Annotated in this window: 18 protein-coding genes; 10 read left to right on the forward strand and 8 right to left on the reverse strand. The window is 46.5% G+C overall.

Going from position 1 to position 26,373, the window contains the following annotated elements; translation table 11 throughout:
- Positions 1-85: 85 nt before the first annotated feature.
- From proP to SPM24T3_RS16835, 3 genes are all read right to left on the reverse strand, one after another.
- The gene (gene proP / locus SPM24T3_RS16825; protein ID WP_037378928.1) at positions 86-1,591 is read right to left on the reverse strand and encodes a glycine betaine/L-proline transporter ProP; all 1,506 of its coding nucleotides are present in this window, start codon (positions 1,589-1,591) and stop codon (positions 86-88) included.
- 424 nt (positions 1,592-2,015) lie between these two features.
- Positions 2,016-2,351, reverse strand: a complete 336-nt coding sequence (locus SPM24T3_RS16830) for a biofilm/acid-resistance regulator YmgB/AriR (protein ID WP_009637996.1) — start codon at positions 2,349-2,351, stop codon at positions 2,016-2,018.
- Entirely contained in the window at positions 2,332-2,625 is a 294-nt protein-coding gene (locus SPM24T3_RS16835) for a hypothetical protein (RefSeq protein WP_009637997.1), read from the reverse strand. Before SPM24T3_RS16835 ends, SPM24T3_RS16830 begins: the two co-directional genes overlap by 20 nt.
- Positions 2,626-3,332: 707 nt before the next feature.
- On the opposite strand from SPM24T3_RS16835, the gene SPM24T3_RS16840 reads away from it, so the two are divergent.
- Complete coding sequence (locus SPM24T3_RS16840) at positions 3,333-3,656, forward strand: EthD family reductase (protein ID WP_009637998.1); 324 nt, start codon at positions 3,333-3,335, stop codon at positions 3,654-3,656.
- Between the two features lie 101 nt (positions 3,657-3,757).
- On the opposite strand, the gene tpx is transcribed toward SPM24T3_RS16840, so the two are convergent.
- Complete coding sequence (gene tpx / locus SPM24T3_RS16845; protein WP_009637999.1) at positions 3,758-4,261, reverse strand: thiol peroxidase; 504 nt, start codon at positions 4,259-4,261, stop codon at positions 3,758-3,760.
- Positions 4,262-4,426: 165 nt separating this feature from the next.
- Here tpx and ycjG point away from each other — a divergent pair, with 165 nt between their 5' ends.
- Entirely contained in the window at positions 4,427-5,407 is a 981-nt protein-coding gene (ycjG, locus tag SPM24T3_RS16850; protein WP_009638000.1) for an L-Ala-D/L-Glu epimerase, read from the forward strand.
- An 88-nt stretch (positions 5,408-5,495) separates the two neighbouring features.
- On the opposite strand, the gene SPM24T3_RS16855 is transcribed toward ycjG, so the two are convergent.
- The 3 genes from SPM24T3_RS16855 to SPM24T3_RS16860 form a co-directional block, all read right to left on the reverse strand.
- Complete coding sequence (locus SPM24T3_RS16855) at positions 5,496-5,921, reverse strand: hypothetical protein (RefSeq protein ID WP_009638001.1); 426 nt, start codon at positions 5,919-5,921, stop codon at positions 5,496-5,498.
- Positions 5,922-6,100: 179 nt separating this feature from the next.
- Positions 6,101-6,235, reverse strand: coding sequence for a hypothetical protein (locus SPM24T3_RS26060; RefSeq protein ID WP_255346526.1), 135 nt, complete (start codon positions 6,233-6,235; stop codon positions 6,101-6,103).
- Positions 6,219-6,908 carry a VIT family protein gene (locus SPM24T3_RS16860; RefSeq protein WP_009638002.1) on the reverse strand — a complete coding sequence of 230 codons (690 nt, stop codon included), beginning with the start codon at positions 6,906-6,908 and terminating at the stop codon, positions 6,219-6,221. Before SPM24T3_RS16860 ends, SPM24T3_RS26060 begins: the two co-directional genes overlap by 17 nt.
- A 270-nt stretch (positions 6,909-7,178) precedes the next feature.
- On the opposite strand from SPM24T3_RS16860, the gene SPM24T3_RS16865 reads away from it, so the two are divergent.
- The 3 genes from SPM24T3_RS16865 (at position 7,179) to zntB (ending at position 10,606) form a co-directional block, all read left to right on the forward strand.
- The gene (locus SPM24T3_RS16865; RefSeq protein ID WP_009638003.1) at positions 7,179-7,433 is read left to right on the forward strand and encodes a biofilm development regulator YmgB/AriR family protein; all 255 of its coding nucleotides are present in this window, start codon (positions 7,179-7,181) and stop codon (positions 7,431-7,433) included.
- A gap of 823 nt (positions 7,434-8,256) precedes the next feature.
- The gene (locus SPM24T3_RS16870; RefSeq protein WP_009638004.1) at positions 8,257-9,327 is read left to right on the forward strand and encodes an LA_2272 family surface repeat-containing protein; all 1,071 of its coding nucleotides are present in this window, start codon (positions 8,257-8,259) and stop codon (positions 9,325-9,327) included.
- Between the two features lie 295 nt (positions 9,328-9,622).
- Positions 9,623-10,606, forward strand: coding sequence for a zinc transporter ZntB (zntB, locus tag SPM24T3_RS16875; RefSeq protein WP_009638005.1), 984 nt, complete (start codon positions 9,623-9,625; stop codon positions 10,604-10,606).
- Between the two features lie 221 nt (positions 10,607-10,827).
- Here zntB and SPM24T3_RS16880 read toward each other — a convergent pair whose 3' ends face one another.
- Positions 10,828-20,046: a hypothetical protein gene (locus SPM24T3_RS16880; RefSeq protein WP_237713095.1), complete on the reverse strand. Its 9,219-nt coding sequence runs from the start codon at positions 20,044-20,046 to the stop codon at positions 10,828-10,830.
- Between the two features lie 296 nt (positions 20,047-20,342).
- Between SPM24T3_RS16880 and SPM24T3_RS16885 the strand changes: the two genes are divergently transcribed.
- The 5 genes from SPM24T3_RS16885 (at position 20,343) to SPM24T3_RS16905 (ending at position 26,352) form a co-directional block, all read left to right on the forward strand.
- Entirely contained in the window at positions 20,343-21,251 is a 909-nt protein-coding gene (locus SPM24T3_RS16885) for a homocysteine S-methyltransferase family protein (protein WP_009638006.1), read from the forward strand.
- 100 nt (positions 21,252-21,351) lie between these two features.
- Positions 21,352-22,896, forward strand: a complete 1,545-nt coding sequence (locus SPM24T3_RS16890) for an ABC transporter substrate-binding protein (protein ID WP_192807956.1) — start codon at positions 21,352-21,354, stop codon at positions 22,894-22,896.
- Between the two features lie 28 nt (positions 22,897-22,924).
- Positions 22,925-23,914 (forward strand): ABC transporter permease, encoded by a 990-nt coding sequence (locus tag SPM24T3_RS16895; protein ID WP_009638008.1) that lies wholly within the window; start codon positions 22,925-22,927, stop codon positions 23,912-23,914.
- 19 nt (positions 23,915-23,933) lie between these two features.
- On the forward strand, positions 23,934-24,752 hold the full coding sequence (locus SPM24T3_RS16900; RefSeq protein ID WP_009638009.1) for an ABC transporter permease: 819 nt from the start codon (positions 23,934-23,936) through the stop codon (positions 24,750-24,752).
- Positions 24,745-26,352, forward strand: a complete 1,608-nt coding sequence (locus SPM24T3_RS16905) for an ABC transporter ATP-binding protein (protein WP_009638010.1) — start codon at positions 24,745-24,747, stop codon at positions 26,350-26,352. The genes SPM24T3_RS16900 and SPM24T3_RS16905 overlap by 8 nt, the downstream gene beginning before the upstream one ends.
- Positions 26,353-26,373: the final 21 nt, after the last annotated feature.

Consider the following 26,373-nt stretch of genomic DNA (forward strand, 5'->3'; position numbering starts at 1 on the left):
TCTTTGCTCGAAAAAAAGCCGGTCAGTTAACATCACTGACCGGCTTTTTCATTTTCTACTTTGCACAGCTATTTCAAATGCCCGATCACTGAATTTCTGGATGCTGATCGATCAGGTGTTTTCTTTTGGATTGCAGCTCGGCTATCTGTACATCAATATCTTCGATTTTTTGCTCGATATTATCATGATGCTCCTGCAGGATTTCCTTGGCTTCAGCACGGTCAGAAGCTGCAGGTGTCTCGCCTTTCAACGGTTTGTTGGCGGTTTCTTTCATATAAATACCGGTAACTAAACCAATCACGGCCACGACCATCAGGTAGTAAGCCGGCATAAACAGATTATGAGTTGCCTCAACTAACCACGCTGCGAAAGTGGGCGTTATACCGGCAACCATCACCGAAACGTTGAAGGCAATCGCCAGCGCGCTGTAACGGATATTGGTAGGGAACATCGCCGGTAGGGTCGAGGCCATCACGCCAATAAAGCAGTTAAGCAACACGGCGAGTATCAGGAATCCGAGGAAAATCAGCCCAATCACGTTACTCTGGATCAGGATAAAGCTCGGGATTGCCAGAATAAACAGCCCGATGCTGCCGATTATCACAAACGGTTTACGACCAAAGCGGTCACTCAGCAAGCCCATAAATGGCTGAACAAACAGCATGCCCACCATGATGGCAATGATGATAATCAGGCCGTGATCTTCAGAATAGTGAAGGCTGTGCGACATATAGCTTGGCATATAGGTCAGCAGCATGTAGTAGGTCACGTTAGTCGCGATGACCAAACCTACGCTGACAATCAACGCTTTCCACTGCTTGGTAAAGATTTCACGGAACGAAACCCTTGGCGGCTCGGCAATCTCTTTGCGCGAGTTGCTGTCGATCTTCTCTACGTGCTGCTGGAAAGTCGGAGTTTCCTCGAGCGCGTGGCGCAGATAAATCCCGATCAGCCCCAGCGGTGCGGCAATAAAGAACGGCAAACGCCAGCCCCAGGAGAGGAAGTTTTCATCACCCACAATGCTGGTGATTAAAATAACCACGCCCGCGCCGAGAATAAAACCAGCGATTGAGCCGAAGTCCAGCCAGCTGCCCAGGAAGCCACGTTTTCTGTCGGGTGAATACTCGGCGACGAAGATGGCCGCGCCGGTATATTCACCACCAACCGAGAAGCCTTGCGCCAGCTTGGCTGCCAACAGCAATACAGGGGCCCATATGCCGATGGAGGCATAGGAGGGTATCAGTCCGATAGAAACGGTACTGATCGACATAATAATTATGGTAATCGAAAGCACTTTTTGACGGCCAAACTTGTCGCCAAGACGGCCAAAGAATACGCCACCCAGTGGGCGAACCAGGAAGGGCACCGAGAAGGTTGCCAGAGCGGCAATCATTTGCAGGCCGGGATCGGCACCTGGGAAGAACACTTGACCCAGCGCGACGGCGACGAAGCCGTAAACACCAAAATCGAACCATTCCATAGCGTTACCCAGTGCTGCTGCGGTAATCGCTTTTTTGAGTTTGGCATCATCAATGATCGTGATGTCATTGATATGCATTGGTTTAGCACGTTTCTTTCTTAGTTTAAGCATAGTATTCCCTTGTCTAAGCTCACTCCACTATTTACAGCGGGAGAAGCTTAAAATCTTAATAAACTTCCATAGGCATGAATAGTATAGGTTATTTCCAGAAAGAGGAAAAATGCAAACGAGGGGTAAAATTAATTACCAGGGTAACAAAAGAGGGAGCCTAATATAAATATATATAGGGGGATTTATCATATAAATAGCCGATGACTCTTTGATACCCAAGCCGATTCTACAAGGTTATAAATCGTTGACCTCACGTCCCTAATTGATGAATAATAAAGCAGGTTGTTTGATTTTTGTGCCGAAATAAAATTTACCCTCTCGAATATTTTTTTGAGAGGGCAGTTTTAATATCTGAGCAGGCGTGAAATGATTAATTTCCTTATGGCTTACACTTTACGGATAATGTTTATCCGCGTTGCCAGAACTAAAAGTCCGAGTCGTCTGGCGTTACGCCGAGGACTAACTCCAGCGCGTTGCGTAAAATATCCTGCTGTACCACATCGCGTGTGATCTCAAGCTCAGAGATCAGACGTAAAATGATATCCTTATTGGTCAGGTAACCCTGAACAGCAATAATGTTTCTGGCAATAGCACCAATAACCTCACGTTCACTATCGAACTTGTTATCGATATGACGAATACTGTCCATAACCCGTTTTTCCCGCGTGCGTTGTTCACCGCAGAGAAGGCCGTTGGAATTCAGTACATCGTTGAGTGCAAGGTTACCGGTGAATTCTGAATCAGTGGTTCTTTTTGCCATCTTGCTGCCCTTCAGCTGTAAAATGATGTAGCACGTTGTTCGTGTCTCGAACATTGTAGCTTCTCGTGGCCTGCGTTAAGGTCACAGTTTGATTGACCTCACCTAAGGTTCGCTCACAGGCGCGTTTAATTACGTCGTTTTTAGCGCTTGCCGCCATGCTTTTCAGTTGGATAACAACACCCGCGATGGTGACATCACCCCCTGATTTCAACACGGCCAGCACGGCCTCGCCCAACAGGCTGTCGTTCAGTTTTTCTTCGTCATTTCTTTGCATATATACAACCCTGAATGGCCTGGCTGACTTTACAGTCGCAGCCAAGTTCATTCCCGGTACATAATTAACTTCTCAGCTTAACCACTATGCGACCCATAGTTACATCATCTGAAAACGAGGGCGCAATGTTAAAATGGTGAGCCGCGCCAGTGGCCGTTACGCTGTGTGGGTCTCCACGCATGTCATGTCCTCATTCAATAATTAGTTAAGTAACAATCACTCTGATGCATATAAACTTATACAACAATTCGAGTGTTGTACAGGTTTTTATGTGCAAAATTGCGAGGGAGTTGCTTTTTGTGGTGGCAATTTTTCTGTTAAATGCGCACTTAACAGAAATTAATTCATTACGAAGTGTTGAGTGGTTAAATCATAGAAAAATTGGGTGCAGAAGTAACTTATGTGATTGGCATACTTTTGGGTTGAATACAAAAATAAAACGATAATTTGACTGGAATTAATTTTTAAATACCTGATTTATGCCTGAGTGAGCGGAGTGATGGGGCTTTTAAACGTTTATTTGGATAACCTCTGGATATTGTGCGAGCTTTAAAAAATTTGACCTGATTAATTATAATTTCTCTTTAGGTTATATACCTACCAATACAACACATTGCATTGCAGGTCGACCAGCAAGAATTGTTGAACATAATTGATGTCTAGAGGCTATATTGGAGCTATGTTTGTTATTAACCAGGAGAAGTAAATTGATTAAACTTAGCGTGATGTATCCGTATAGCCCAGAAGCGCATTTTGATTACGATTACTATCGCGATTCTCATATGCCATTGCTAAAACAGCGTCTGGGTGAAGTTTGCCGTTATTACACTATCGACAAAGGTTTCAACGCCGTAACTCCTGATAGCAATCCGGCCTTTATCGCCATGTGCCACGTATATTGTGACTCCGTCGAAGCCTTAATGACCGCAATTGGCCCTTATGCTGAAGAGTTGGCTGCCGATGTCGCCAACTTTACCAACGTGACGCCGATACAGCAGATAAGCGAAGTGATTATCGAGAAGAGCGAATAAGGCATTACCGCGTTTGACTCGCGACCCATAAAAAAGCCCCGCATCAATGGCGGGGCTTTATTTTGTCTCAATAATAGCTAACTGAGTAAATCGCTAATCGCTTATTTCAAAGCCGCCAGCGCAGCATCGTAATTAGGCTCTTCGCTGATTTCGCCAACCAGTTCACTGTGTAATACGTTGTTTTGCTCGTCCAGTACCACCACTGCGCGCGAAGTCAGGCCAGCCAATGGGCCGTCGGTGATTGCCACGCCGTAGGTCAACTTAAACTCGTCACCGCGCAGGGTTGACAGAGTCACGACATTTTCCAGACCTTCTGCACCACAAAAACGTGACTGGGCGAATGGCAAATCTGAAGAGATGCACAGCACCACGGTGTTGTCGATTTCGGACGCGAGCTGATTAAACTTGCGCACGGAGGTAGCGCAGGTGCCGGTATCAACACTTGGGAAGATGTTCAGGACTTTGCGTTTGCCGGAGAAGCTGCTCAATGCAACATCAGAGAGATCTTTTGCCACCAGAGTGAACGGCTTGGCCACGTCGCCTTTCTGCGGCAGCTGGCCTGCAACGCTAACAGGATTGCCTTTTAGATGTACGGTCTGAGTCATGATTTTTCCTTATTGCAAAGTAGCAAGATGATTTTTTTCAGTGGTTCACTCAGATAGTAAACAAGTAATTGTTTTTAATTGCAAAGGCAATTTTTATCTGACCCCAAGCTATACTGACAAAAGCCTCCTCGCATGGTGCCCGAAGGTGTTTTCATGGAGTGGTTAATGAGAAGCGTACGCTTTTATCCTGAAGCCTGGCCGTTACACACGGCATTTGTTATTGCTCGCGGTAGCCGCACTGAAGCGCGCGTTATTGTGGTGGAAATCGAAGAAAATGGCGTAGTGGGCAAGGGGGAATGCACCCCGTATCCACACTTTGGCGAAAGTGAAATTTCGGTGATGGCCCAGCTCGGCGTGGTTGACCAGATTATTGCTCAAGGCACTGACCGGCCCGCCTTGCAAACCTTGTTGCCCGCGGGGGCAGCGCGTAACGCCCTCGATTCGGCACTGTGGGATTTGCAGCGTCAGCAGAGTGGGCAAACCCTGTGGCAACTCAGCGGTACACATCCGGTTGCGTCAATCAGCATGGCGCAAACCTTGAGCGTCGATACGCCTGAAGCTATGGCACAGGCTGCGATGGCCCATCAGCAGAAGGGGGCCACCTTGTTAAAAATTAAACTCGATGACCATTTTATCACCGAGCGCATGGTGGCTATTCGCAGCGCGGTACCCAATGTGTCACTGATTGTCGATGCCAACGAGTCCTGGCAAAGCGAGGGGTTGGCCGCACGTTGTCAGCTGTTGGCCGATCTTGGCGTACTGATGCTGGAGCAGCCGCTGCCCGTTGGCCAAGATGACGCGCTGGCCAATTTCATTCATCCGCTGCCAATTTGTGCGGACGAAAGCTGTCATACGGTTGCGGATTTACCCAAACTGGTGGGGCGTTACGAGATGATAAACATCAAGCTGGATAAAACGGGCGGCCTGACAGCGGCACTCGAATTAGCGGCAGCGGCGCGAGAACAAGGGCTTGAAATTATGCTCGGCTGCATGCTGTGTACTTCAAGGGCGGTAAGAGCCGCTCTGCCGCTAACCGCGGGCGCGAAGTTTATCGACCTTGATGGGCCAACCTGGCTTGAAAAAGATGTCACGCCGGGGCTGGCTTTTCACTGCGGGGTGATTGATTTGCAGGCGACAGGGGATTAATAAAAAGCATCAAGCCCTGATGCGCAGGCAGCAAGGCTTGAATGGCCGGTTTGAGATAAACCGGCAAGGCGGATCCCGCAGGGTAGAATTACTTTTTAGCCAGCGGATCAAACACGGTATAGGGCGTACATTTGTACTGCTGACCGGCCATGCTCAGCTGATAAAGCTCGGCGCCGCTGTTGCCCGCAGGACTTTCGTTAATACCAAAACGAATAGTGGTATTTGAAGGGTCTGGAGTGAAAGTTCTGTTATCCGGGTTGTAAGTCGACAAGGTATATTTAACTTTGTCGCTTTCATCTGCGGTACGGTTACCGAAATAGATCTGTGAAGCATTGGTTTTCGGATCGGTAATCTGCAGAACCATCGTGTCATCACTGGCAATCGCGCTGGTGAGTACTTTCATACCGCCGCAATGAGTAAAACCTGCTGCCGTATAATCGCCAATCATGTCTGCGGCGTGCGCCATGTTGGCCAGAGAACCGACGACCAGCAATGACAAAAGCATTTTTTTCATTTTAATATTCAACCTGATGTTTAGGCCAGGCATCACTTGTGTCTGGCTTGCTACTTATACAATAGGGTTCGATGAGCATATGTAACAAAGTATCAAATGCTGTTACCCCCTTGAAGGTTAATTCACAGAGGACTTTTTAAGCAGCAAGGATACTTGCAGCATCCCTTGACCAAGTCAAGTTAAGCGGAACTTATCGGCCGATTCTGGTAGCGAGTCTTTTGGCCGGTAAACTTGTCACCAATGCCGTGCTGCGGATCACCGGCTGCAACCATTGCCGTCATCACGATTGCTGCATCGCTAAGCCACGACTGCACCGAACAACGCACCGACGCCCGAAGAGACTCCCATGGCCAGCGCGCTCCAAAAGGTTACTCTGATCACCGCAGGCAGCAGCCGCGCACCGCCGGCTTTTGCTGCCACTCCGCCCAGCACCGCAAGGGACACCAGCGCGGCGATTGCAATCGCCGGAAGAGCCCACTGCCCGGCGAGCACAATGGTCACGATGAGTGGCAGCGCGGCGCCCAAGGCAAAACTCATTGCAGAGGCAATGGCTGCCTGTAATGGCCGCGCGGTGGTGATTTCAGAAATGCCCAGTTCGTCTCGCGCATGTGCGCCCAAGGCATCGTGGGCCATCAGTTGTCGGGCGACTTCTTTGGCCAACGGCAGTTCCAATCCCCGGCTGGAGTAAATCATTGCCAGCTCGTGCAGTTCGCCGTGAAAATCAGCCGTAAGCTCCTCCCGTTCTTCAGATAATGCCGCTTTTTCGGTATCTGATTGCGAGGAAACCGAGACATACTCTCCCGTGGCCATCGACATCGCGCCTGCCACCAAACCTGCCACGCCGGTCAATAACACGCTGTGCTGTGCCGCATTGGCCGAGACAACGCCCATCAACAAGCTGGCAATAGAGACAATTCCGTCGTTGGCGCCTAGCACGGCCGCCCGCAGCCAGCCAATTTTTTCAATGCTATGCGGTTCTCTATGCATCTGTTTGATCCATTTTTAAGTGCGGTACCGATGTGGTGTGGATTGCGCAACACATCCGACCACACAAATTGCTTGCCGAATACCTGTACAGATATAAGTGTAGTGTATAAGTTTAAAGCCAAACATCGACACGCTGGCGACGTTAAACGCAATAGCGTTAATTCTGAAACCCTATCAGCTGTGGGCGTTTTCAGAATTATTGCCGTTAGCCAAAGTGTCATTCCTGCAACTTACTATAGTTTTTCTGATATACGACTGGAGAATACTAAAATGTACGATATGTTTTCTACCGATCTGAAATTAGCTGACTATATTCATGTTTCAAATCCAGAAAATTACTCGGGTAATCAAGTGGTTTCCTCTATTTGTCGTGAGCTGAAACAGCATAGGCAATCTGTCAGCAACAAAGACATTATTCTTCGTCTGATAACCTTGATTGAGGCTGAGCAGGATGCCAACCAGCACGATGCTTATCTTAAGGCGCTGGAGTACGTGGTTTACAGCACTCCTGACGATTTGGATTAAACATGAATGAAGTACGCAAAGGCCTGGCCTACCGGAGTCAGGCCTTTGCGTTTTCTCATTGCCAAGAAACCGTTTCCGACTGTTATCTACAGCACTGATTTTTACCGTTCAGCAGACAGATCAATCAGCGTCAACATATAATGATATAAACCTTATCTGCGTACTAAATCCAACCATTGGCGTTAAATTTATTTATCAGCATTAAATTAGCTCAATATCGGTGAGCATTATTTGTTTAACTGAGAAATTCACACCTGTTGTTTAATCACCGGGTAGGAAACTACACGCGAAAACATCATTATTATTGCACTCTTTCCAAGTACAGCTATGTCATATATGCTTTATCGCATCGCTGTACTTGTTTTTTTCTTAACTTTTCCGAAATAAATTCACATTCTTTTATTAACAAACTCTCGCCTAATAATGAGCAATCTCATCAATTAACTTTCTAAACACTTATCTTCTTTTATCTCTTAGGTTTTATGATTAAGTGCTGCTATTAATAATAACGCACGGATTGATAAATTATAACTGCCTGAAAAGTAAATGGGTTGTTATTTAGGCAATGCCATAAGTAAACAATAATAGTTACAGTTTGAATTATGGTTTCCTCAAAATTAGTGAAGAGACTAAAAATAACACAAAGAGTTAGCGATGCGTGCCCTCGAAAGTCGTTAGCAAAGAATGTAAGCATTTTTTGATAAGATCCCTGCTAATTGCCCGTGCATCCTTTAATGCAAATAGGGAAGTCCTGAGTTAAGACCCTTATCTATAACGAGTAGTTCAATTCTTTAAATATAAAAAAGCAAAGAGAGATAAATTAATGAAACGTTCAACGCTGGCTTTATTAGTTTCATGCGGACTTTTTTCCGCTATGAGTCATGCAGCTCCGGTGCAATTATCTTCTTTTGGTAATGTGCCAGCTGACAGCAAGGTGAATGGCTTCCATGGCACGTTTCTTTATGGCAACACGGGTACTGTAAACGGATTTGATTTGCCGATTCTTGGTTATGACGAGTTGGATAAATTAAATGGTTTCCAACTGGGTGTCGCGGCAGGCTCACATATTCGTGAAGGGATGAACGGCGCGGCTGTTGGCCTGTTTAACTGGCACGGTGGCGATGATAATGGCGTTAACATCGGTCTGGCGAATCAGGTTGGCAATTTGGACGGGGTCAACGTGGGTCTTTACAGTGGCACAGCGAACGTTACTGGTCTGAATCTGGGCCTGGCCAACTACACTGCAGACGTTACTGGGTTCAACCTTGCTGGCCTTGGCAACTATACCACCGGCTCCGTAACCGGCCTGAATATCGCGCCTTTCAACTGGACACAGGCTAAAACCACCGGTACCAATGTGAGCCTGTTGAACCATACCGGCGATGTTACCGGTTTAAACATCGGTGCCGTAGGCAACTGGACTGAGGGCAATGTTAAAGGTGCCAACATTGGAATCATCAACAAAATTGGCAATGTTAAAGGCCTGAACCTCAGCGCCCTAAACTGGTCAGAAGATGTCACCGGTGCCAACATTTCTGCAATCAACCGCACTCATAACGTGACGGGTTTAAACCTGGCGGCAGTTAACGTGGGCTGGAACATTACCGGCGCAAATATCGGTGCCTTGAACTATTCATACGATGTAACGGGTATGAACCTGGGCGCGATAAACATTGCCCATAACGTGAAAGGTGCCAACATCGGTGCTATCAACGTTTCTGTCAGCAGCTCCAGCGATTTCGGTGTGATTAACTATGCCGACAGCACCTCGTTCCAGTTCGGCCTGTTCAACGCCACCAAAGATCTGGAAGGTTTGCAGATTGGTTTAATCAACGTTGCAACCAACGCCACCGTACCTGTTTTACCGCTGGTCAACTTCCACCGTTCATTCTAAAAACATTGGCAGTCACAAAACTCACGGTTTGACAGTAAAAGCTCCCCATCATCAGGGAGCTTTTTTTATTACTACGGGTCAAGGCACGCTTTTATGCTCTTGATAATCATCTGCTTAGGTCAGAACTCAGCACATTTTGAAACACTCTGCCTGGCGTCACACACATCTTCAGCTGATTCTCATGGCATGATTGGCGCGTTTATCGGTTATCTACAATGAGTGTTTTAAACCGATTTGTTGGAGCTTCAAAGAGTTAACGCTAAACTTAGTCAAACAAAAAAGAGTGAGAAATAACGTGGATGTCATCAAGGGTGAAGAACTGCAAGTTTCAGACGCTGTCTATGCATATCAGCTAGATGGCAAAGGTGGCGTAAGCGTAATCGAAGAAGATAGCGTAGCCAGTACCGAAAACCCCTGCTGGTTGCATCTCGATTATTCGTTGCCCAATAGTGAAAAGTGGATCAACAGCACGCCGCTACTGCCGGATAACGTCCGTGAAGCGCTGGCGGGGGAAAGTATTCGCCCGAAAGTCCTGCGCATGGGCGATGGAACACTGGTAACACTGCGCAGTATTAATCTCAACGCCAATGCACGGCCGGACCAGTTGGTCACCATTCGTGTTTATCTGACGGATAAAATGATTATTTCAACGCGACACCGCAAAGTGTTCTCGATGAATGAAATCATCAATGATATGCAGCACGGCAGTGGTCCTACCGATACAGGGAGCTGGCTGGTGGAAATGTGTGACGGGCTGACCGATCACACCAGTGACTTTATCGAAGACTTGCACGACAAAATTATTGATTTCGAAGATGCCTTGATGGACCAGCAACTGCCGGAACGCGGCCAGATGGCATTGTTACGTAAGCAACTTATTGTATTACGTCGTTATATGTCGCCGCAGCGTGACGTGTTTGCTCGATTGGCAAGTGAACGCCTGCCGTGGATGACTGATGATGAACGCCGCCGGATGCAGGAAATCTCAGACCGACTTGGCCGCGGCCTTGACGATCTCGATGCCAGCATTGCACGCACCGCGGTACTTTCGGACGAAATCAGCTCGTTGATGGCCGATGCGCTCAACCGCCGCACTTACACGATGTCACTGCTGGCGATGGTGTTCCTGCCGACGACCTTTTTGACTGGCCTGTTTGGGGTCAATTTAGGCGGCATACCTGGGTCCAGCAATCATTTGAGCTTTGCTATTTTCTGCGGGCTGCTGGTGTTGCTGGTCGGGGGCGTTGCCCTATGGATGAAGCGCAGCAAGTGGTTATAGTTCAAGAACCGCTTTTCATAGCATAAAAAAAAGCCGGTCATTGACCGGCATTATGTGAATCAATCGCTATGCAATTATTCTAAATTATTAAAATAGGACAATATGGAGCACAACGCCCATCGCTTGACGTTGCATTCACCTGCGTTATAGATACTGCTCCACTTAGCGGGTATATTTATTGATTTAGAACAAATTTTTCCGAGAAAGCAACGTTTTCAAAATTAAATACCAACCAGATAGAGTGAAGTGCCAGTTTCTGCCTCGTCATTAAAGGTTTGATCAAACAGGAACCAGGCTTTTAACATGTCATCGTTAGCACCTTGCGGATGATGCTCAATATAAATCTCGCATAGCAGTGCAAATATCATCTCACGATCGATGAATAGCAGATTGACCATCAGTGTTGCACTGTCGAATAGCGCCTTAAACATTTCTCGATATTTTTGCTTATCAAGTTGCTCAAGGTTTTTCTCTTGTAAAAATTCCTTTGTCGAAGGGGAAAGGTAAAATGCCCGCTCTTCATTGCTCCAATTATCAACGTCAGAGGACATTGTTTTGATGATGCGCATCTGCAAACGGTCTAAAAATGCTGGACCCGATAATTCTGCAAGCATAAAGGCGCTGGAGAGCCGGTTTCTGTTTAACGCCGCAAAATCCTTTGCATTAACGGGGGAGTACTTAACGCCCGCTAAAGGTATTTCTGGGCTGAAAATGTAGCGTGGCCCTTCATTAACCAACAGCAATTCATCCTGCTGCTCTAGTGTTAGCACCCTCGGCGGGGCTTTATTTGATATTGCAAACTGCGAGACGTTACCGAAACCTGCAGAAACAATCAGGCGAATGGGCCACTGATATTTTTGCGAGAAAAGGGGTAAGTTTTGCGCAGAAGTTTTGGGCCTCAGTAGCAAGATATCTTCGGCCTTACGCGGCGTCTGCCAACTGTTTAAGGACGTATTTATACCTTTTTGCCAGCGGATTACCCCTAACCGCAAGCTTGAGTCAATAATGGGTTTATTAGCTTGTGGCCAGTAACGGTTTAATAAATCGTTTTCATTCGCCGCGCCGCGGCTTAATTGATAAAGCCTGTCCAAAGCAAATTGCCATACTGATTGAATGTTTTCTGGCCAGCCATTATTAATACAATATTCCCAAGGCCATAGAAAGATTTCTGCGCTTGCATGCGGTTGTTGATGATAGAAGCTAAAGAAGGTGTTTTCCCCATGTCGGTGATGCATTAAGAGCTTACGTGAAAGTAGATCATGTTTTTTATCTATCGAGAAGAAGTCTGCATTCAAATGATTTAAGTTATCAATGAGGTTCATAGATTTTTCCAAGATACTAATACTTTGATCAATCCATTTAAGTAAATTGAGATACAAATTCCCCTGAGCATGTTTGTTTATTATCAGTGCTTTTAAGATGTTATAGTCATTCATTTTTAACGCTAAGTATTGGAGCGTTTGATGGCGTTCTGTGGCATTATAAATATTCGCATCCCGCCAGGTGAAAATATTCCAAAATAGGGTGTCAACCTGTTGCTCACCGGTAATATGACTATTGACCTCATCATAAAAATTACTTCCTTGATCTTTATACAGTTGACGTAAGTGATCGCGTTCAAATTCGGCACTGCCGCTAAGCTTGAAACGCCAGGGTAATATTACACTGGCGTTATTCAATACCGCGATGCGGTTTTTATTATCTTCATAGTGTTTTAATAAATTTTCTTCAGTTCTAGACAATGAGTTATGCCGCAGCACGGGCCAACAGTCGGGTGAGGGCAGGTTTATTTGTTTATTATTGAAATCATTTAGAGTGGCATCTAATCTTGATACCGCGTAAGAGTCCTCAAAACCTGTAGTATTCACAGGCCATTGAGTCGGTTGAGACGGAGATATTTGCAAATTTCCCTGCATGTCTAACGAACGGTAACTGATACGATCGACTGATTCACTGAAAATAAACACAATGCTGTCATCATTACGTAGCAAAATTCGGGAAGAGGGCACCATTAACATTGCCGGCGAAGGTTTTTTAGGCCACTGCAAATACTCCCGCGGAGCAAAGTGTCCGTTTGCCATTAGCTGCTGTGCTTTATTGGAAGAAACCAGGCGCCACCTGTTATCTTTATAGAGTTTCCAGTGATTAACCCCATGAGTGGAGGTGTCTAGATTGATGGATAAAGAAAAATGCTGATCCGGTGATGCATTACCATATTGAGGATGGAAATCAAGCTGATAACCGAAGGTGGAAAGTTGAGTTATGCTGACGGGTAGCCCAGATTGGTCATTTTCTGGAGCATAATAAAATTGAACGGGTGAAGCACCATTGATAGAGACAACTTCCGGTAAAATTGGATGCTTGACTACGCCTGAGGGTAATGAAATAACGTCAACTTTTGTACAGTGTAATTGCCAGGCCAAAGGAATGGATAACTCGAAAAATTCGACTGCTGTGATTTCATCCCGGCGCAAGGCTGCCAAGTCTTTATCCAAACGATTGAACCTGTCCAGGCTACGCCACACGTTTTCATGATGCTCAATGTCCTCAATTTTATAGAATATTTGGCGGTCGTCTCCTACACTGGCATATAAATCTTGCGCGGCATCTTCCTGCCAGCCTAAATAACAAAAATGTGTTAAAGGGTCCCACCAGAATCCGACGAAACCCGTGCTTGGTAAATTCTCTAATAATATTCCTCCTTTGATAGCCGTTTTATCCCTCAGTCGAGAAGCAAGTGTTGGAAAGTTTGTTTCATTGCCCATTACGGAGTCTAACGCGTTTGAAAATGCGCCAGCCGAGGAATGATTGAGTTCCGCGAGAGGAATGTTACGGGAAGAAGCCCATGTTTGTAATAACGGATGGGTAGCAATTTGACTCAGGCGCTGTGCCTGATCGGGAATAAGGTCAAACTGCCTTTTTTCCGATGAACAAAAGAAGAAAAATTGTCGTGTTAGCCAGTTATTTAGTTGCGTTTTCGCTAGGGAAAATTGAAATTCATTAGTGGCATCACTGAGTGCGGTTAGCAAGATATCTGACTCTTTACGCACTCCATTCAGCAGTGCTTTATTAATATCGACAATGGAAGAGGCCAGGGCGGCAGGTAATAAATGCAAGGTCGGATTAATAAAACGGGACTGTTTATCAATATCACCAAAACATAAACGGCTTAACGTTAGGTTGTCAGGTGATTCAGGGAGTTGCCTAAATAGTACCGGAATCTCCTGCGGATTACCCAGCGGCAGAAGCAAACCTTGTGACGTAATATCAGTTCTCAGTGCCAACCCGGCAACGCTTTTAATTTGGCTCAAAGTATTAATTACGTGATAAAGACTGACTGCCAATTTCCCCTGTCGTAATGCAGCAATAAGCCAATCAACGTTGAGTTGAGGGAGTTGTCTCAATGCGAGATCGATTAATCCAGACTGTTCATTGATGGCATTGCTGAGCATCAAGTGAAAGTTTTCATACTGCATACCCAATGAGGGCATGAACATCAGTTGTTTCAGGCTTGCGGCTAATCGCTTATCGGCAGTTAGGCTGGCAAAAAGTGTGTTTTGCAACTCTGACGCCTGAATGATGTTTAATCCAAGATTTTTAAGTGCCGCAGCGAACAGGGGATGAGATTGAGCAGGCAGTCGGTCGCCATCCAGCAAAGCGATTTGTCGGATAGCAGTCAAATGAACGGGCATCAATCCGGCATCGATAAAAGCGCTTTTGGCTATTTTAAATAGATCTTCCACGGTGGCATAGGATAAACCCAGCTGGTTGGCAATAATTGCGCCGAAACATAACCACTGTGAAGAGAGTGATTTAAGGGGAGCGAAGGTGAATAAAGATTCAATACCAGGCAGATAGTTCGAGAATGCCAAAAAATGATCGGCTAATGCAGCAATATATCTTTGTAGTCCTTGTTGGCTAGTCGCATTTGACTTCCATAAACGAGATGAGAACTCAGCCACAACATCAAGGATAAGACGACTTTTAAAAGCCTTATTATAAAGTGTAGATAAAGTGCTCTCAGGCGCGGATAAATGCTTTTGAAGACTTGTAAACACCAAGTCAACTATTCGAGGGCATTCAGGGAAAATAAGGCCCATAATATCGCTAATCAAATGCAACACGAATTCATCATCAATAGGAGTATCAACAGGCAGAAATCGTTGTAGTACTTTAATCTGATAAGCAACGCTCTGATTATCTTTATTCAAGAGGCTATTAATTAGAGGAAATACCGCATCGATAAGTTCGTTATCAGTTAATTGTAGTGCGCCAGTGCGTTGTTCATAAAGCCTTTGATGGAAAGGTTCCCCAAGTAACTGGCTATAATCTTGGACCAGGTTGGTCAGGAGTTGGCGATACAGCGAGTCATTATCTTCATGGCGATAAAGTTGATGGTTTTGTAATGGTTGCAGCATGGCTTTTTTCAATGAAAAATCCTCGACCCCGTCGAGGGGAGAAAGAATGGTCGAATAAGAAGACAGTGTTCTTTTGTTACGTATAGAATTACTTGATAAATAGTCGATATTTAAAAAGGTGAACCAACTGCCATCGTCTTTTTGATAAAAATCACAAAAAAGTAACTCCGGAAACTGTAAGCAGCTTTCAGTCAGAGATTTTTTTACCCCCAAGATAAATTCCGGATCAATTAAACCATTGACGAGAACACTTTCATGCAGGCTATCCGTTGTTTTTCTCCGCGCATACCAGTAGCTTTTTAAACCTTGCGTTGCAGATAGCAAAAAAGGTTTTAGATCCTGATATTTCATTGCGCCATAAAGAAAGTGTTGTAACTTTGTTAACCATGCCTTTTGTACTTCCGCTGAGCTCCAATCCCAGAAATAATGTTCAGAAAATACCTTGGAGGTGTATTCAACGCGCGCCATGGAGCAGTAGGTGTAATTAATGATTTTGGAAACTTTGAACCAGTTTTTGATAAAATCCGTATGTGACGGTAGCCGTTGATTAGATTCTGAATCACGGTATTGTTCAAGCTTATTTTTAAAGGACTGATAGTCTTGGGTAAATAAAATGATAAATTTTGGATTGTCGATGATGACGTTTTTTATGTGTTTTCCCAGCTTGCGTATGACTTTTTTATGGAATTTTTTTTGTACTTTCGAACTATGACTGTCGAAGATAGTAAATTTATCTAGCTGGAACGATAAAGATTTATCAAGGTCTTCTAAAACGATTTTTGCGCGCGAGATATTACGGCCAATGACAGTCAAAAAATCATTTGGATTTTCTCTCATTAATAAGTTCTGCACCATAAATCGATAGTTTATTTCAATGCCTTTAACCTGGCTTGATAGAGTGTTAATGACATCATCATGGATTTCATTAAGCAGCAAGTCTTGCTCCGCGGTACAGGTTATATTGGGCATTCTTAATGCAGGTTCTTTCAGTTGAGCGGAGTAAAAATTAAAAAAATCCTCTTCAGTCAACAAGGTTTTATTTTTATTGTTTTTGTTTGTCTCTAGCCATAAAATTTGATGCGTATAAACGCGCATTTTAATTGTCAGTGCTAAAAAAGTGTACATGGCCAGTTTATTAAAATTTGCTGGAATATTCCAGTCGGCATTTTCGGCTTTCTGGAGGATAAACTCAGGATCGGGATGGCTTAAGGCTTCAAAAAAAAGTTCGGTATAAAGTCTGGGATCTTTATACTTTATATCAAAGATATTAAGGGTGATGTTTCTATTGGGGACGTCGTCATTATAGCAGTCAGTGTTTTCCAGCAACCTTGTCATATTGTCAGATAATTGAGGCTGATTGACATTGATTGCTTGAGTTTGGTCCCAAATCAAAGGATCTTTGATTTTGTCATATCTGTTCATTTTTTTTAAAAACATCTTCCCCATATTAAAAGCCCAGGGAGTAATGCTGGCCGACAGGTCCGTGCCTCCCTTTAACGTTAAATAAGGGAAAGTGACAAATACTGGAATGGAGAACATCCCTCCCAATGATGATTTCATCCTGTTTTGCAACATCCCTATCTCTTTGTCCAAAATTCTTAGCTCGTCTTCGAAAGCAAAAATTTTCTCGGCATGCTCAGGTGGATATCTATATTGGCTGGACTGGGGAACGCGATAAACTGCCTCTAAGTTTTTTTCTAACTCACGTAATTCACTCTTTCTGATCCAGGATTTTACGTGGACTTGTTTAGACAGTTTAATAAGAGCAGATAGTGATTTTAAGGAGGTGAATGCAAGATAGAAGTCTGCCGCGCATATCGCCGCTTGTGATAAAGGGGTGAAAATTGACGGGGCGGAGGTGTCTTCCTGTGACCACATGACATCGCGGTAAAACTCATAGCAGCTATAAAGTGGCAAATTTTTCAGTAAATGGTGTGCTGGCCCTGCATTTTCTTGTTGTTCGCTCTCGGTCATGCTGGCTTGATAATTATTATTCTGTAAAAATCCAATAAACTCTCTACGCTCATCGATTATTTCTCGCTGTAATTGCGCTGATGCGGTTGAATTATTGTTTTTTATTTCCCTGTGGTCAAAATAAACTATTACTTCATTTTCCGTTCGAAAAGTATGGCACAACTTATCTTTGGCCCAATATATTCTTTCCATTAGATAATCCAGACCTTTGTTCCAGGGGCTTAACAATGATAATTCGGGGCTGGCCGGTTCTTTACAAGGATCAAAGAGACTTTTTTGGTCATGAAAATAATAGTTACTATTGAGAAATTCACTATTCAAGTTAAGCAGATCAGCAGTATTGTTAATGGCTAATCGGCGAGCAGGAAAAATACGTGGATTCTTGCGACTGTATTCTATATGAATAGAGTAATATCTTTTCTCTTGAGTGAGAGTGTCGATAACATAAAAAAACTTACCTATTTGATGATGAGGGCGAATGTTGTAAGCAACACGTTCTACTCGATTTGGTATCGCAAGATGATGTTTATGTAGCATCAAATAGCGGAATTTGTGAAAGCGTTTAACTCTCGTATCGATACTGTAAATAGCAACACTATTTTTTTTGACAAAACTTAACTCATGAGCTGGCAATAATTCAATCGACTTATTAACCAGGTCACCATAGAGGCTACAATGTTGTTCAATCATTACTTTATTAGCGTTATTATACTGTTTTTTTAATTGTGAAAGTCTGGGGTAATGACTGAGTGTAAAAGTCTGCTCTTTTTGGTGGTTATTATTTTTGTATACGCGTAGGCTCATGGGTATACTGTTAGGTGAGATGCTAAACAGCACGCTCAACCCATCTTCAAAACTACGGATTAGATCTCTAAAGTTTTTACACTTACGCAAAACACGAGCCTGGCTGTTGAATATATGTTGAGAATGAATCCTGATTGATTCGGTATCAAAATTTACAGGCGCGTAGATATCAATCTCCGGAAAGTTAAACTGAATGATGTCATCAAAAGAAACGGCAGGTAAGTTTTCAAGATTGAAGTCTTGCTGATGATAGGAAATAAACTCACTTTCTGTGATATGTGTAACTTGCTCCATGATTTCCAGGAGGGATGAGTTGGTGCTTTTACTATAGTAAATACTCTCGCGCGAAGAAACAAATGCATCGGCTCTACCTTCAATAATGACCATGGGAAGATCATTGTTGCTAACGTACTCGTTATTCGAAAGCTTATTGGCGAAATAAAACAAAGCATACCCCATGTTTTTCGAAAGCAGAGATTCATTCTCTTTGCCATTGCGCTCAAGAAAAATAGCTTCAGGGGCCACTTGATAAAGTAGATACTCTGAGAGTTTTTTTATATTATCATGATTGATGATCCCCAGTGATACATAGTGTTTTGATAGTGATAGGCGAAGTTTATCAAGCATCATTTTGACAGTGTCATTCGCCTTGCCTTCGATATTATCTAACCATATTTCTTGCGTAAGCACGCCGATGATGTAAATAAGACGGTCAATGTTCCAACTGCGTTGCATTCCGATTGACGAAATTATTGATGATAGCGCTAATCGTATTGATTCATTCATTTTTAGACGGTCTTTACTGTCTGTGTCAGTAATATTTAATAATCTCAGCAGCGTATTGGCATGCTCAAAATCAAGGTCGCCATGCTGGTCGAAAAGGGTGTCGCAAAGCGCGCCGGCAAGAGGCCAGCCCGTTTTATCTGTATTGAGCCAAGACCTGACTTTTGTAATGATTTCAAGACAGTTATTGGCTGCTGTGGGCAGCGATAAGCCATTATTTTGACTGTATGGCGGCACAACGTTATTTGTTAATTCGGCAAGCCTAGTCTGATAAAATAACTTTTTTCCAAGATAAGTAAAAAGACCAGCAATGGGAATCAGCAGGGTGCCACCAAGCACCGTGTTATAACAGCCGGGTCGCCATCTTCGCTGGTTAATAACTCCGACAGCCGTAGCACCAGTAACTAATAGCGGAATAGATACCGCTTTCTCTCCTTGAGATGATATCTCTGGCGTATCTCTTATTGCTTGCCGAGTTTTTATCTTGCCTGACAGAAGCTGCTGTTCAATTTGGTCATAATAGGGTTGATAGTCATCAGTGCTGGGGTTTCTTTTTAAAGAAAATGGCATGAGGTGGATTACGGCACGGTTCAGGGCTTTTGCCGCTTTATCCTCCGTAAAAGACCGAGAGTAATTACGTTGATACCAGGTTTTAATCAGACCATCTTTATGTTTTTCAAATTGCATACTGGTTGAGGACAGTGCGTTGATCTCGCCAATAAGTCTCAAACCGTGATTCAAAATATTGGGTGGCGGGGGTTTTAGAGTTAGCCATCCTGCCAGACGTAAGAGGATATATATTCCCATTAGCATTGTGGTGCTGGTCACAATAATCTGCTTAACTCCTGAATCTAACAACATCTCCTCTAAAGGAGCGAATACTTGGGTCTGTAGATTGACCAGCAAAGCCGGTTGATGCAGGTTTTCACTGGCACAAATATTCAGTCCAGTATTGATTAGCGTTATCAATCCGTTAGCTACGGTTTCACTTACTGACACCTGCTGTCTGGCAAGCCAGGTCAGCATTAACGGGGGCACACTGGTGAGTATTGCAGCTAAAGAGTTTGCACCGATAATTTGATTAATAAGTTGAGTTAGTAGTGTAAATCCACCAACCAGGCCGGCCTGATATAGGATATCGACGCCTTTATTCCCACAAAATAAACTGGCTGCCAACAGTTTGCCTATTTCAGTGGGGATCGTGTTGAGCAGGTCACCAGCCACCGCCAGGCGACTATATTGGTGTAATTGGTAATGAGCTGCCTGAGATATTAATTCCGACCAGCTTGACGTTTCAGGCGTTGGCAGTGATTCGGTGGTTGGGCCTAAGCACGAACTCAAGTCTGTTTCTGAATGTTGCCGGCTCAGCTTCGGGCACCAGGGCTGCTCGTCTAAGGCGTCGAAATACGGTTGCTGATAAAACGAAGCTATTTCAGCCGAGGTATTTGCGGCATGAGTCATTGCGTCGAAAACACGATAACCGCAAGTCTTATCATCTATTGAGCAACTGTTATTTGCAGTGTGGCAAATCGTAACCTTCTCAGGCCCCATGACTTCCTCCAAAGACTTACTTTGCTAAGTCACTCAATGTAGCAAACTGCTGTCCGTTGGTTTTGCAGATACCGCGCATTCACAAATTTGATTTCACACTTCTATCCATAAAGATATCTAGACATCTAAACTCTCGTTTTGTAGAGTATTGGCAATTCAAAAAATATCAATCGACCACACGATAAATCACGGACAACTAAACAAAAATGAGTAAAAACATTGTGATTCTTGATGGCGGCATGGGCCGTGAATTGGCTCGCATGGGGGCTCCTTTCCGTCAACCCGAATGGTCTGCGCTGGCTTTGATGGAGGCTCCACGATTCGTTCGTCAGGCGCATGATGCTTTTATCTCTGCAGGTTCGCAGGTGATCACCACAAATAGCTACGCAGTGGTGCCTTTTCACGTCGGTGATGAGGTCTTCGCCGAGCGAGGTGCAGAACTGATTGCGTTGTCAGGAAAACTAGCCCGTGAAGCGGCCGATGCAGCCATTGTCCCGGTGAAGGTCGGTGGATCACTGCCGCCGGTGTTGGGTTCATATCGCCCCGATTTATTCGAGCCGCTTAAAGCTAAAGCGTTGCTTGAGGTGCTGGTTGCCGGTTTGACCGACTATGTGGATTTTTGGCTGGCCGAAACGCAAAGTTCGATTGCCGAAGTTGAGCTGGTGCGTGAAGTTGTGGGTGAGGACGCGCGCCCACTCTGGTTATCCTTTACTTTACAAGACACTCTCAACCCTCAGGGGCAGGCATTATTACGCTCCGGGGAATCAGTGGCCGATGCGGTTAAAGCAGCATTACGGCTGTCTGCGAAAGCGGTATTGTTTAACTGTAGCCGTCCAGAAGTGATGGCCAGCGCGGTGACGGAAGCTCATACCACCGCTCAACAGCAAGATTCAGATCTCGATATCGGCGTTTATGCCAATGCTTTCGAACCTTCTGACAACAAGCGCGGAGCCAACGAAGGGCTGAGCGAAATGCGTAAAGACACTGACCCACAGGGCTATCTTGGCTTTGCCGAAGAATGGGTGGCGGCGGGTGCCACTATGGTCGGTGGTTGCTGTGGGATCGGGCCTGAACACATTGCGGCGCTGACCCAGGCTTTGGCCTCACGCGACTGATAATAGTTTTGCTGACGCGCTTATTTCCGCCAGTCAAAATACATCGTAGTTAAAAAAATAAAATCAATTGGGTTTCAGACCTTATTAAGGGAAAGTCATGATAGATCGTCGTTCGTTTATCAAAAGCGCAGGAGCTATCTCCGTCGCTGCGGCAACCAGTTCACTGTGGCCGTTTTCCAACGCTTTTGCCGCTGAGGCTGCAACGCCAAAAAAGGGCGGTCATCTGGTCGTTGGCATTGACAATGCCTCAAGCACTGATCGTCTCGATCCGGCTTTCTGGTTTGAAACTTACATGTATTTTGTTGGTTCGCAGATTTTCAACAGTCTGGTAGAAATCGACGAGAAAGGTGAACTGGCTCCGTCACTGGCAGAGTCGTGGTCGTCGGCCGATGGCAGCAAAACCTGGATCCTTAAAATTCGTCAAGGCGTGCAGTTCCACGATGGCCGAGCCTTGAGCGCAAAAGACGTGGTTTATTCGCTGAATCACCATCGCGGTGAGAAATCAACGTCTCCGGTTAAAGGTTATCTGGATCCAGTAACCTCTATTACCGCGACCGGTGATCATGAAGTCACGGTTAAACTGAACTCGGCGGACGTCGAATTTGTCTGGCTACTGAGTGCGGTGCATTTTGTGGTAACCGCCGAAAACGAAAGTTTCGACAAAGGGATTGGCACTGGTGCATTTATTCTGGAGAAATTCCAGCCGGGCGTGACCACACTGACTAAACGTAATCCTAATCACTGGAACAGTGCTCGTGGCCACGTTGATTCAGTCGAAACACTGGCAATGAACGATTCCACTGCACGGGTTGCAGCCCTGGTTAGCGGCTCGGCCCAGCTGATTAACCGCGTTAATCCGCGCATTGTGGGGCGTATTCAGCATATGCCTAATATTCAGCTGATTCGCGCAAAGGACAGTGCAATTTATACCTTCCCGGGACTTTCAAATCTGGCACCTTTCAACAATGTTGATGGCCGTCTGGCATTAAAATATGCCATCGACCGTAAGCAGATTATTGATACCGTGCTGGGTGGCTATGCCAGCGTGGCCAACGACAATCCATTCTTCCCGTCGAATCGCTATTTTGCTAAAGATATTCCGCAACGGCCTTATGACCCGGATCAGGCCCGTTTCCACTGGAAAAAATCTGGCTTTACTGGCCCATTGACCTTGTCGGTCGCTGACGCTGGATTCCCCGGTTCCGTCGATGCTGCACAACTTTATCAGCAATCTGCAGCCAAGGCGGGCATTGACCTGAAAGTTGACCACGTTCCCGATGACGCTTTCTGGAATGATGTCTGGCAGAAAAAAGTGTTTGTTTCTTCCAACTGGGCCAGTCGTCCTACCGCCGATGCCATGCTGTCGCTGGTATTTACCAGCCAGTCGTCATGGAATGAATCTGCCTGGCACGTTCCGGCCTTTGATGCGATGGTCAAAGCGGCACGCGGCGAGGCTGATGAGGCCAGGCGCAAGCAAATTTATCATGATATTCAGGTGATGCTGGTGGATCAGGGCAGTGAAATCATCCCGCTGTATGCCGATGCGCTTGATGGTTGCTCGATTAAAATCAAAGGCTTTACTTCCGTGCCTGGCATGCCGCTGAGCGGAAACCGCGCGGCAGAAAAAGTCTGGATCGAAAGCTGAGGCAGCTTAACCAAAGCGAGTAAATGGTATGACTGAAATGACTTCGCAACGGCCTTCGGGCCGTTCAACTTTATTAAGCCTGGTATTTTGGCGACTGGGTTACGGCGTATTAATGGTGCTTGCCGTTTCCGTATTGATTTTTATCGGCGTGCAATTGTTACCGGGTAACGCCGCGACGGCGATTCTTGGTCAAAGCGCGACGCCGGATGCCATCCGCGAACTTAACTTGCAACTGGGATTGGATAAACCGGCGATAAGCCGCTACCTGAGCTGGCTGCTGGGAGTGTTGCACGGTGATTTCGGCATCAGCTACACCAGCCGCGAGGCCATTGCCGGTCCGCTGTTTACCCGTCTGGGTAATACACTGTTTCTGGCGGGATGCACCGCGGTCATTGCCGTGCCGCTGGCGCTGCTGATTGGTTTTCTGTCGGTGCGTTATCAGGGCAGTATTATCGATACGCTGCTTAACGGGATTGCCCGCGCCGCCGTTGCGCTGCCGGAGTTTTTCTCTGGATATTTACTGATTCTGATATTTGCGATCACTCTCGCGTGGGCGCCAAGCAACAGTACGTTATCGGATTCGATGTCTTTTACTGCCAAACTTTCAGCTATTTCATTGCCTTGCGCCACACTGGTGCTGGCCATTGTCGGCCATATGAGCAATATGACCCGCGCGGCGCTGATTGCCGCACAGAGCGCGGCTTACGTTGACACCGCACTTCTGAAAGGCCTGACTCCGGCGCGGATCCTTTGGCGGCACGTCTTGCCGAACGCGCTCGGCCCGATTATCAACGTGGTGGCGATTAACCTGGCTTACCTGATGGTCGGCGTGGTGATTGTCGAAAACGTGTTTGTCTATCCGGGGCTGGGTCAATATATGGTTGATAGCATTAGTAAAAGGGATATCCCGGTGATGCAGGACTGCGCGTTATTGCTGGCGGGGATTTATATCCTGTTAAACCTGCTGGCCGATGTGCTGGCGCTGGTTGCCAATCCGCGTTTGCGCCACCAACGTTAGAAGCAAAAGGAATTTTTAGATGCCTGCACTAAAACCCACTGCAATTCTGGGACTGACAGGGCTGACCCTGTTTGTGCTGATTGCCATTTTTGCGCCGTGGCTGGCGCCTTACGCGCCGGACAAAGTTATCGGCATGGCCTGGCAGGCACCGGACGCAACGCTGCGTTTGGGGACTGATAATCTGGGGCGCGATCTGCTGTCGCGAATGATTTGGGGCACCCGTGTGTCGCTGGGGGTAACGGCGTTGGCGGCCGCGCTGGCCTTTGTGGTTGGCTGCACTCTTGGTTTTATCGCTGGGATCCGCGGTGGCTGGCTGGACCAGACCATCTCTCGCATCAACGATATGATCATGGCGATCCCAACCTTGATTTTTGCCCTGATTGTGTTGGCAGTGTTGCCTAAAACTATCCTCACCCTGACCTTGGTATTGGGCCTGCTCGAGTCTACCCGCGTGCTGCGCGTTGCGAGAGCATTGGCGGTCGAAATTGGCGTGATGGAGTTTGTTGACGTTGCGCGACTGCGCGGCGAGAGCCTGGGCTGGATCCTCTGGCGCGTTGTTTTACCTAACGCATTGCAGACGCTGATCGCTGAGTTTGGTCTGCGTTTTATCTTTATTTTGCTGTTTTTGTCGGCGCTGTCTTTCCTCGGATTAGGCATTCAGCCGCCGACTGCTGACTGGGGCGGGCTGGCGCGTGACAATAAAGACGGCATTTTGTTTGGTGTCTGGGCTGCGCTGGTGCCGGGAGGGGCGATTGCCATTTTAGCCCTGGCCATCAATGCCGTGGCCGACTGGTTGATGAGCGGCACCACGCGTTCGTGGGGAGGTCACCATGGCTGATTATTCCGAGATTAAACAACAGCCATTGCTGCGCGTTGAGCAGTTGGTGGTCGTCACAACGGACAAGTCAAAACGACGATTAGTCGACAACGTCTCCTTTGATTTACGGGGCGGAGAAGTGCTGGGGCTGATCGGCGAATCGGGCGCGGGCAAATCGACGATTGGTCTGGCAATTCTCGGCCATTGTCGTCACGGTATGCGCATCGATTCAGGTAAAATTCTTTTTAAAGATACTGACTTGAGTCGCCTGTCGCAACGCCGGCTGCGGGCGATACGCGGCAAGAGAATTGCCTACGTGGCACAGTCTTCCGGCGCGGCGTTTAACCCGGCAATCACCATCGGCGAGCAGGTGATAGAGGCGACGCTGAAGCATCGTATTTTGCCGCGCCAGCAGGCTCAGGCCAAGGCAATTGAACTGTTTACTCAGCTAGGATTGCCCGAGCCTGCTCAGTTTTATCAACGCTATCCTCATCAGGTTTCAGGCGGGCAGTTGCAGCGCGCGATGATTGCCATGGCCCTTTGCGCGGGTCCGGAACTGCTGATATTTGATGAGCCAACTACCGCTCTTGATGTCACCACGCAGCTCGGCGTGCTCAAGGCGATCGCCGAAGTTATCCGCCTTTCCGGGGTGGCGGCAATCTATATTAGTCATGATCTGGCTGTGGTGGCACAAATTAGCGATCGCATCATGGTACTTCAACACGGTAAAACGGTGGAGCACGCCGCGACCGCTAGGCTGCTTGATTCTCCGGCTCAGGATTACACCCGCCGACTACTTACCGCGCAGGGCGAACACCGAGAAGCGATGCCGATGGACCAGCCCGAGCTGCTGCGCATTGAAAACATCAGCGCGCGTTACCATCAGCAACCGGTGCTGAAAAATCTTTATCTTTCAATTCCTCGCGGCAGAACGCTGGCAGTGATCGGCGAGTCAGGTTCCGGCAAATCGACACTCGGTAAGGTGATTTGCGGGCTGCATCACCCGGAGAGCGGAATGGTGAGCATTGAGAACCAGCCGTTGTCTGCGGGCCTGCGCGCGCGCAGTCGTCAACAGTTGCGTGATATTCAGCTGATTCATCAGATACCAGATACTGCCTTGAATCCAAGAGAAATTATCGGCAAACAAATCTCAAGAGTGTTGGAGTGTTTTACTCCTCTTGACCGTTCGCAACGCGCCGCTCGCGTGCAACAGCTATTGGAACAGGTGGGGTTAAGCTCCGAACTGGCGACGCGTCTTCCGGCGGCGCTCTCTGGTGGCCAAAAACAGCGGGTGTGCATCGCCAGAGCCTTGGCCGCAGAACCTAAACTGATAATTTGTGATGAACCGACCTCGGCGCTTGACCCACTAGTGGCGCGCGACGTGCTGGCTTTACTCCGCGATATTCAGCGTCAGACGGGGATCTCGTACCTGTTTATTACCCATGATTTACAGGTGGTGCGTGAAGTGGCCGATGAGGTGGCGGTATTATTTAAAGGTGAGATTGTTCGTAACGGTTCGGTAAGTACCACACTGACTGAACCGCTGGATAATTACACTCGCCAGCTCCTGCGCTCGGTACCTGAAATGCGCATCGGTTGGCTACAGGAACAAACTGCCTGATAGCAAAGGCCAATAAAAAAC

The sequence above is a fragment of the Serratia sp. M24T3 genome (genome assembly GCF_000257645.1).
GTDB lineage: Bacteria > Pseudomonadota > Gammaproteobacteria > Enterobacterales > Enterobacteriaceae > Rouxiella.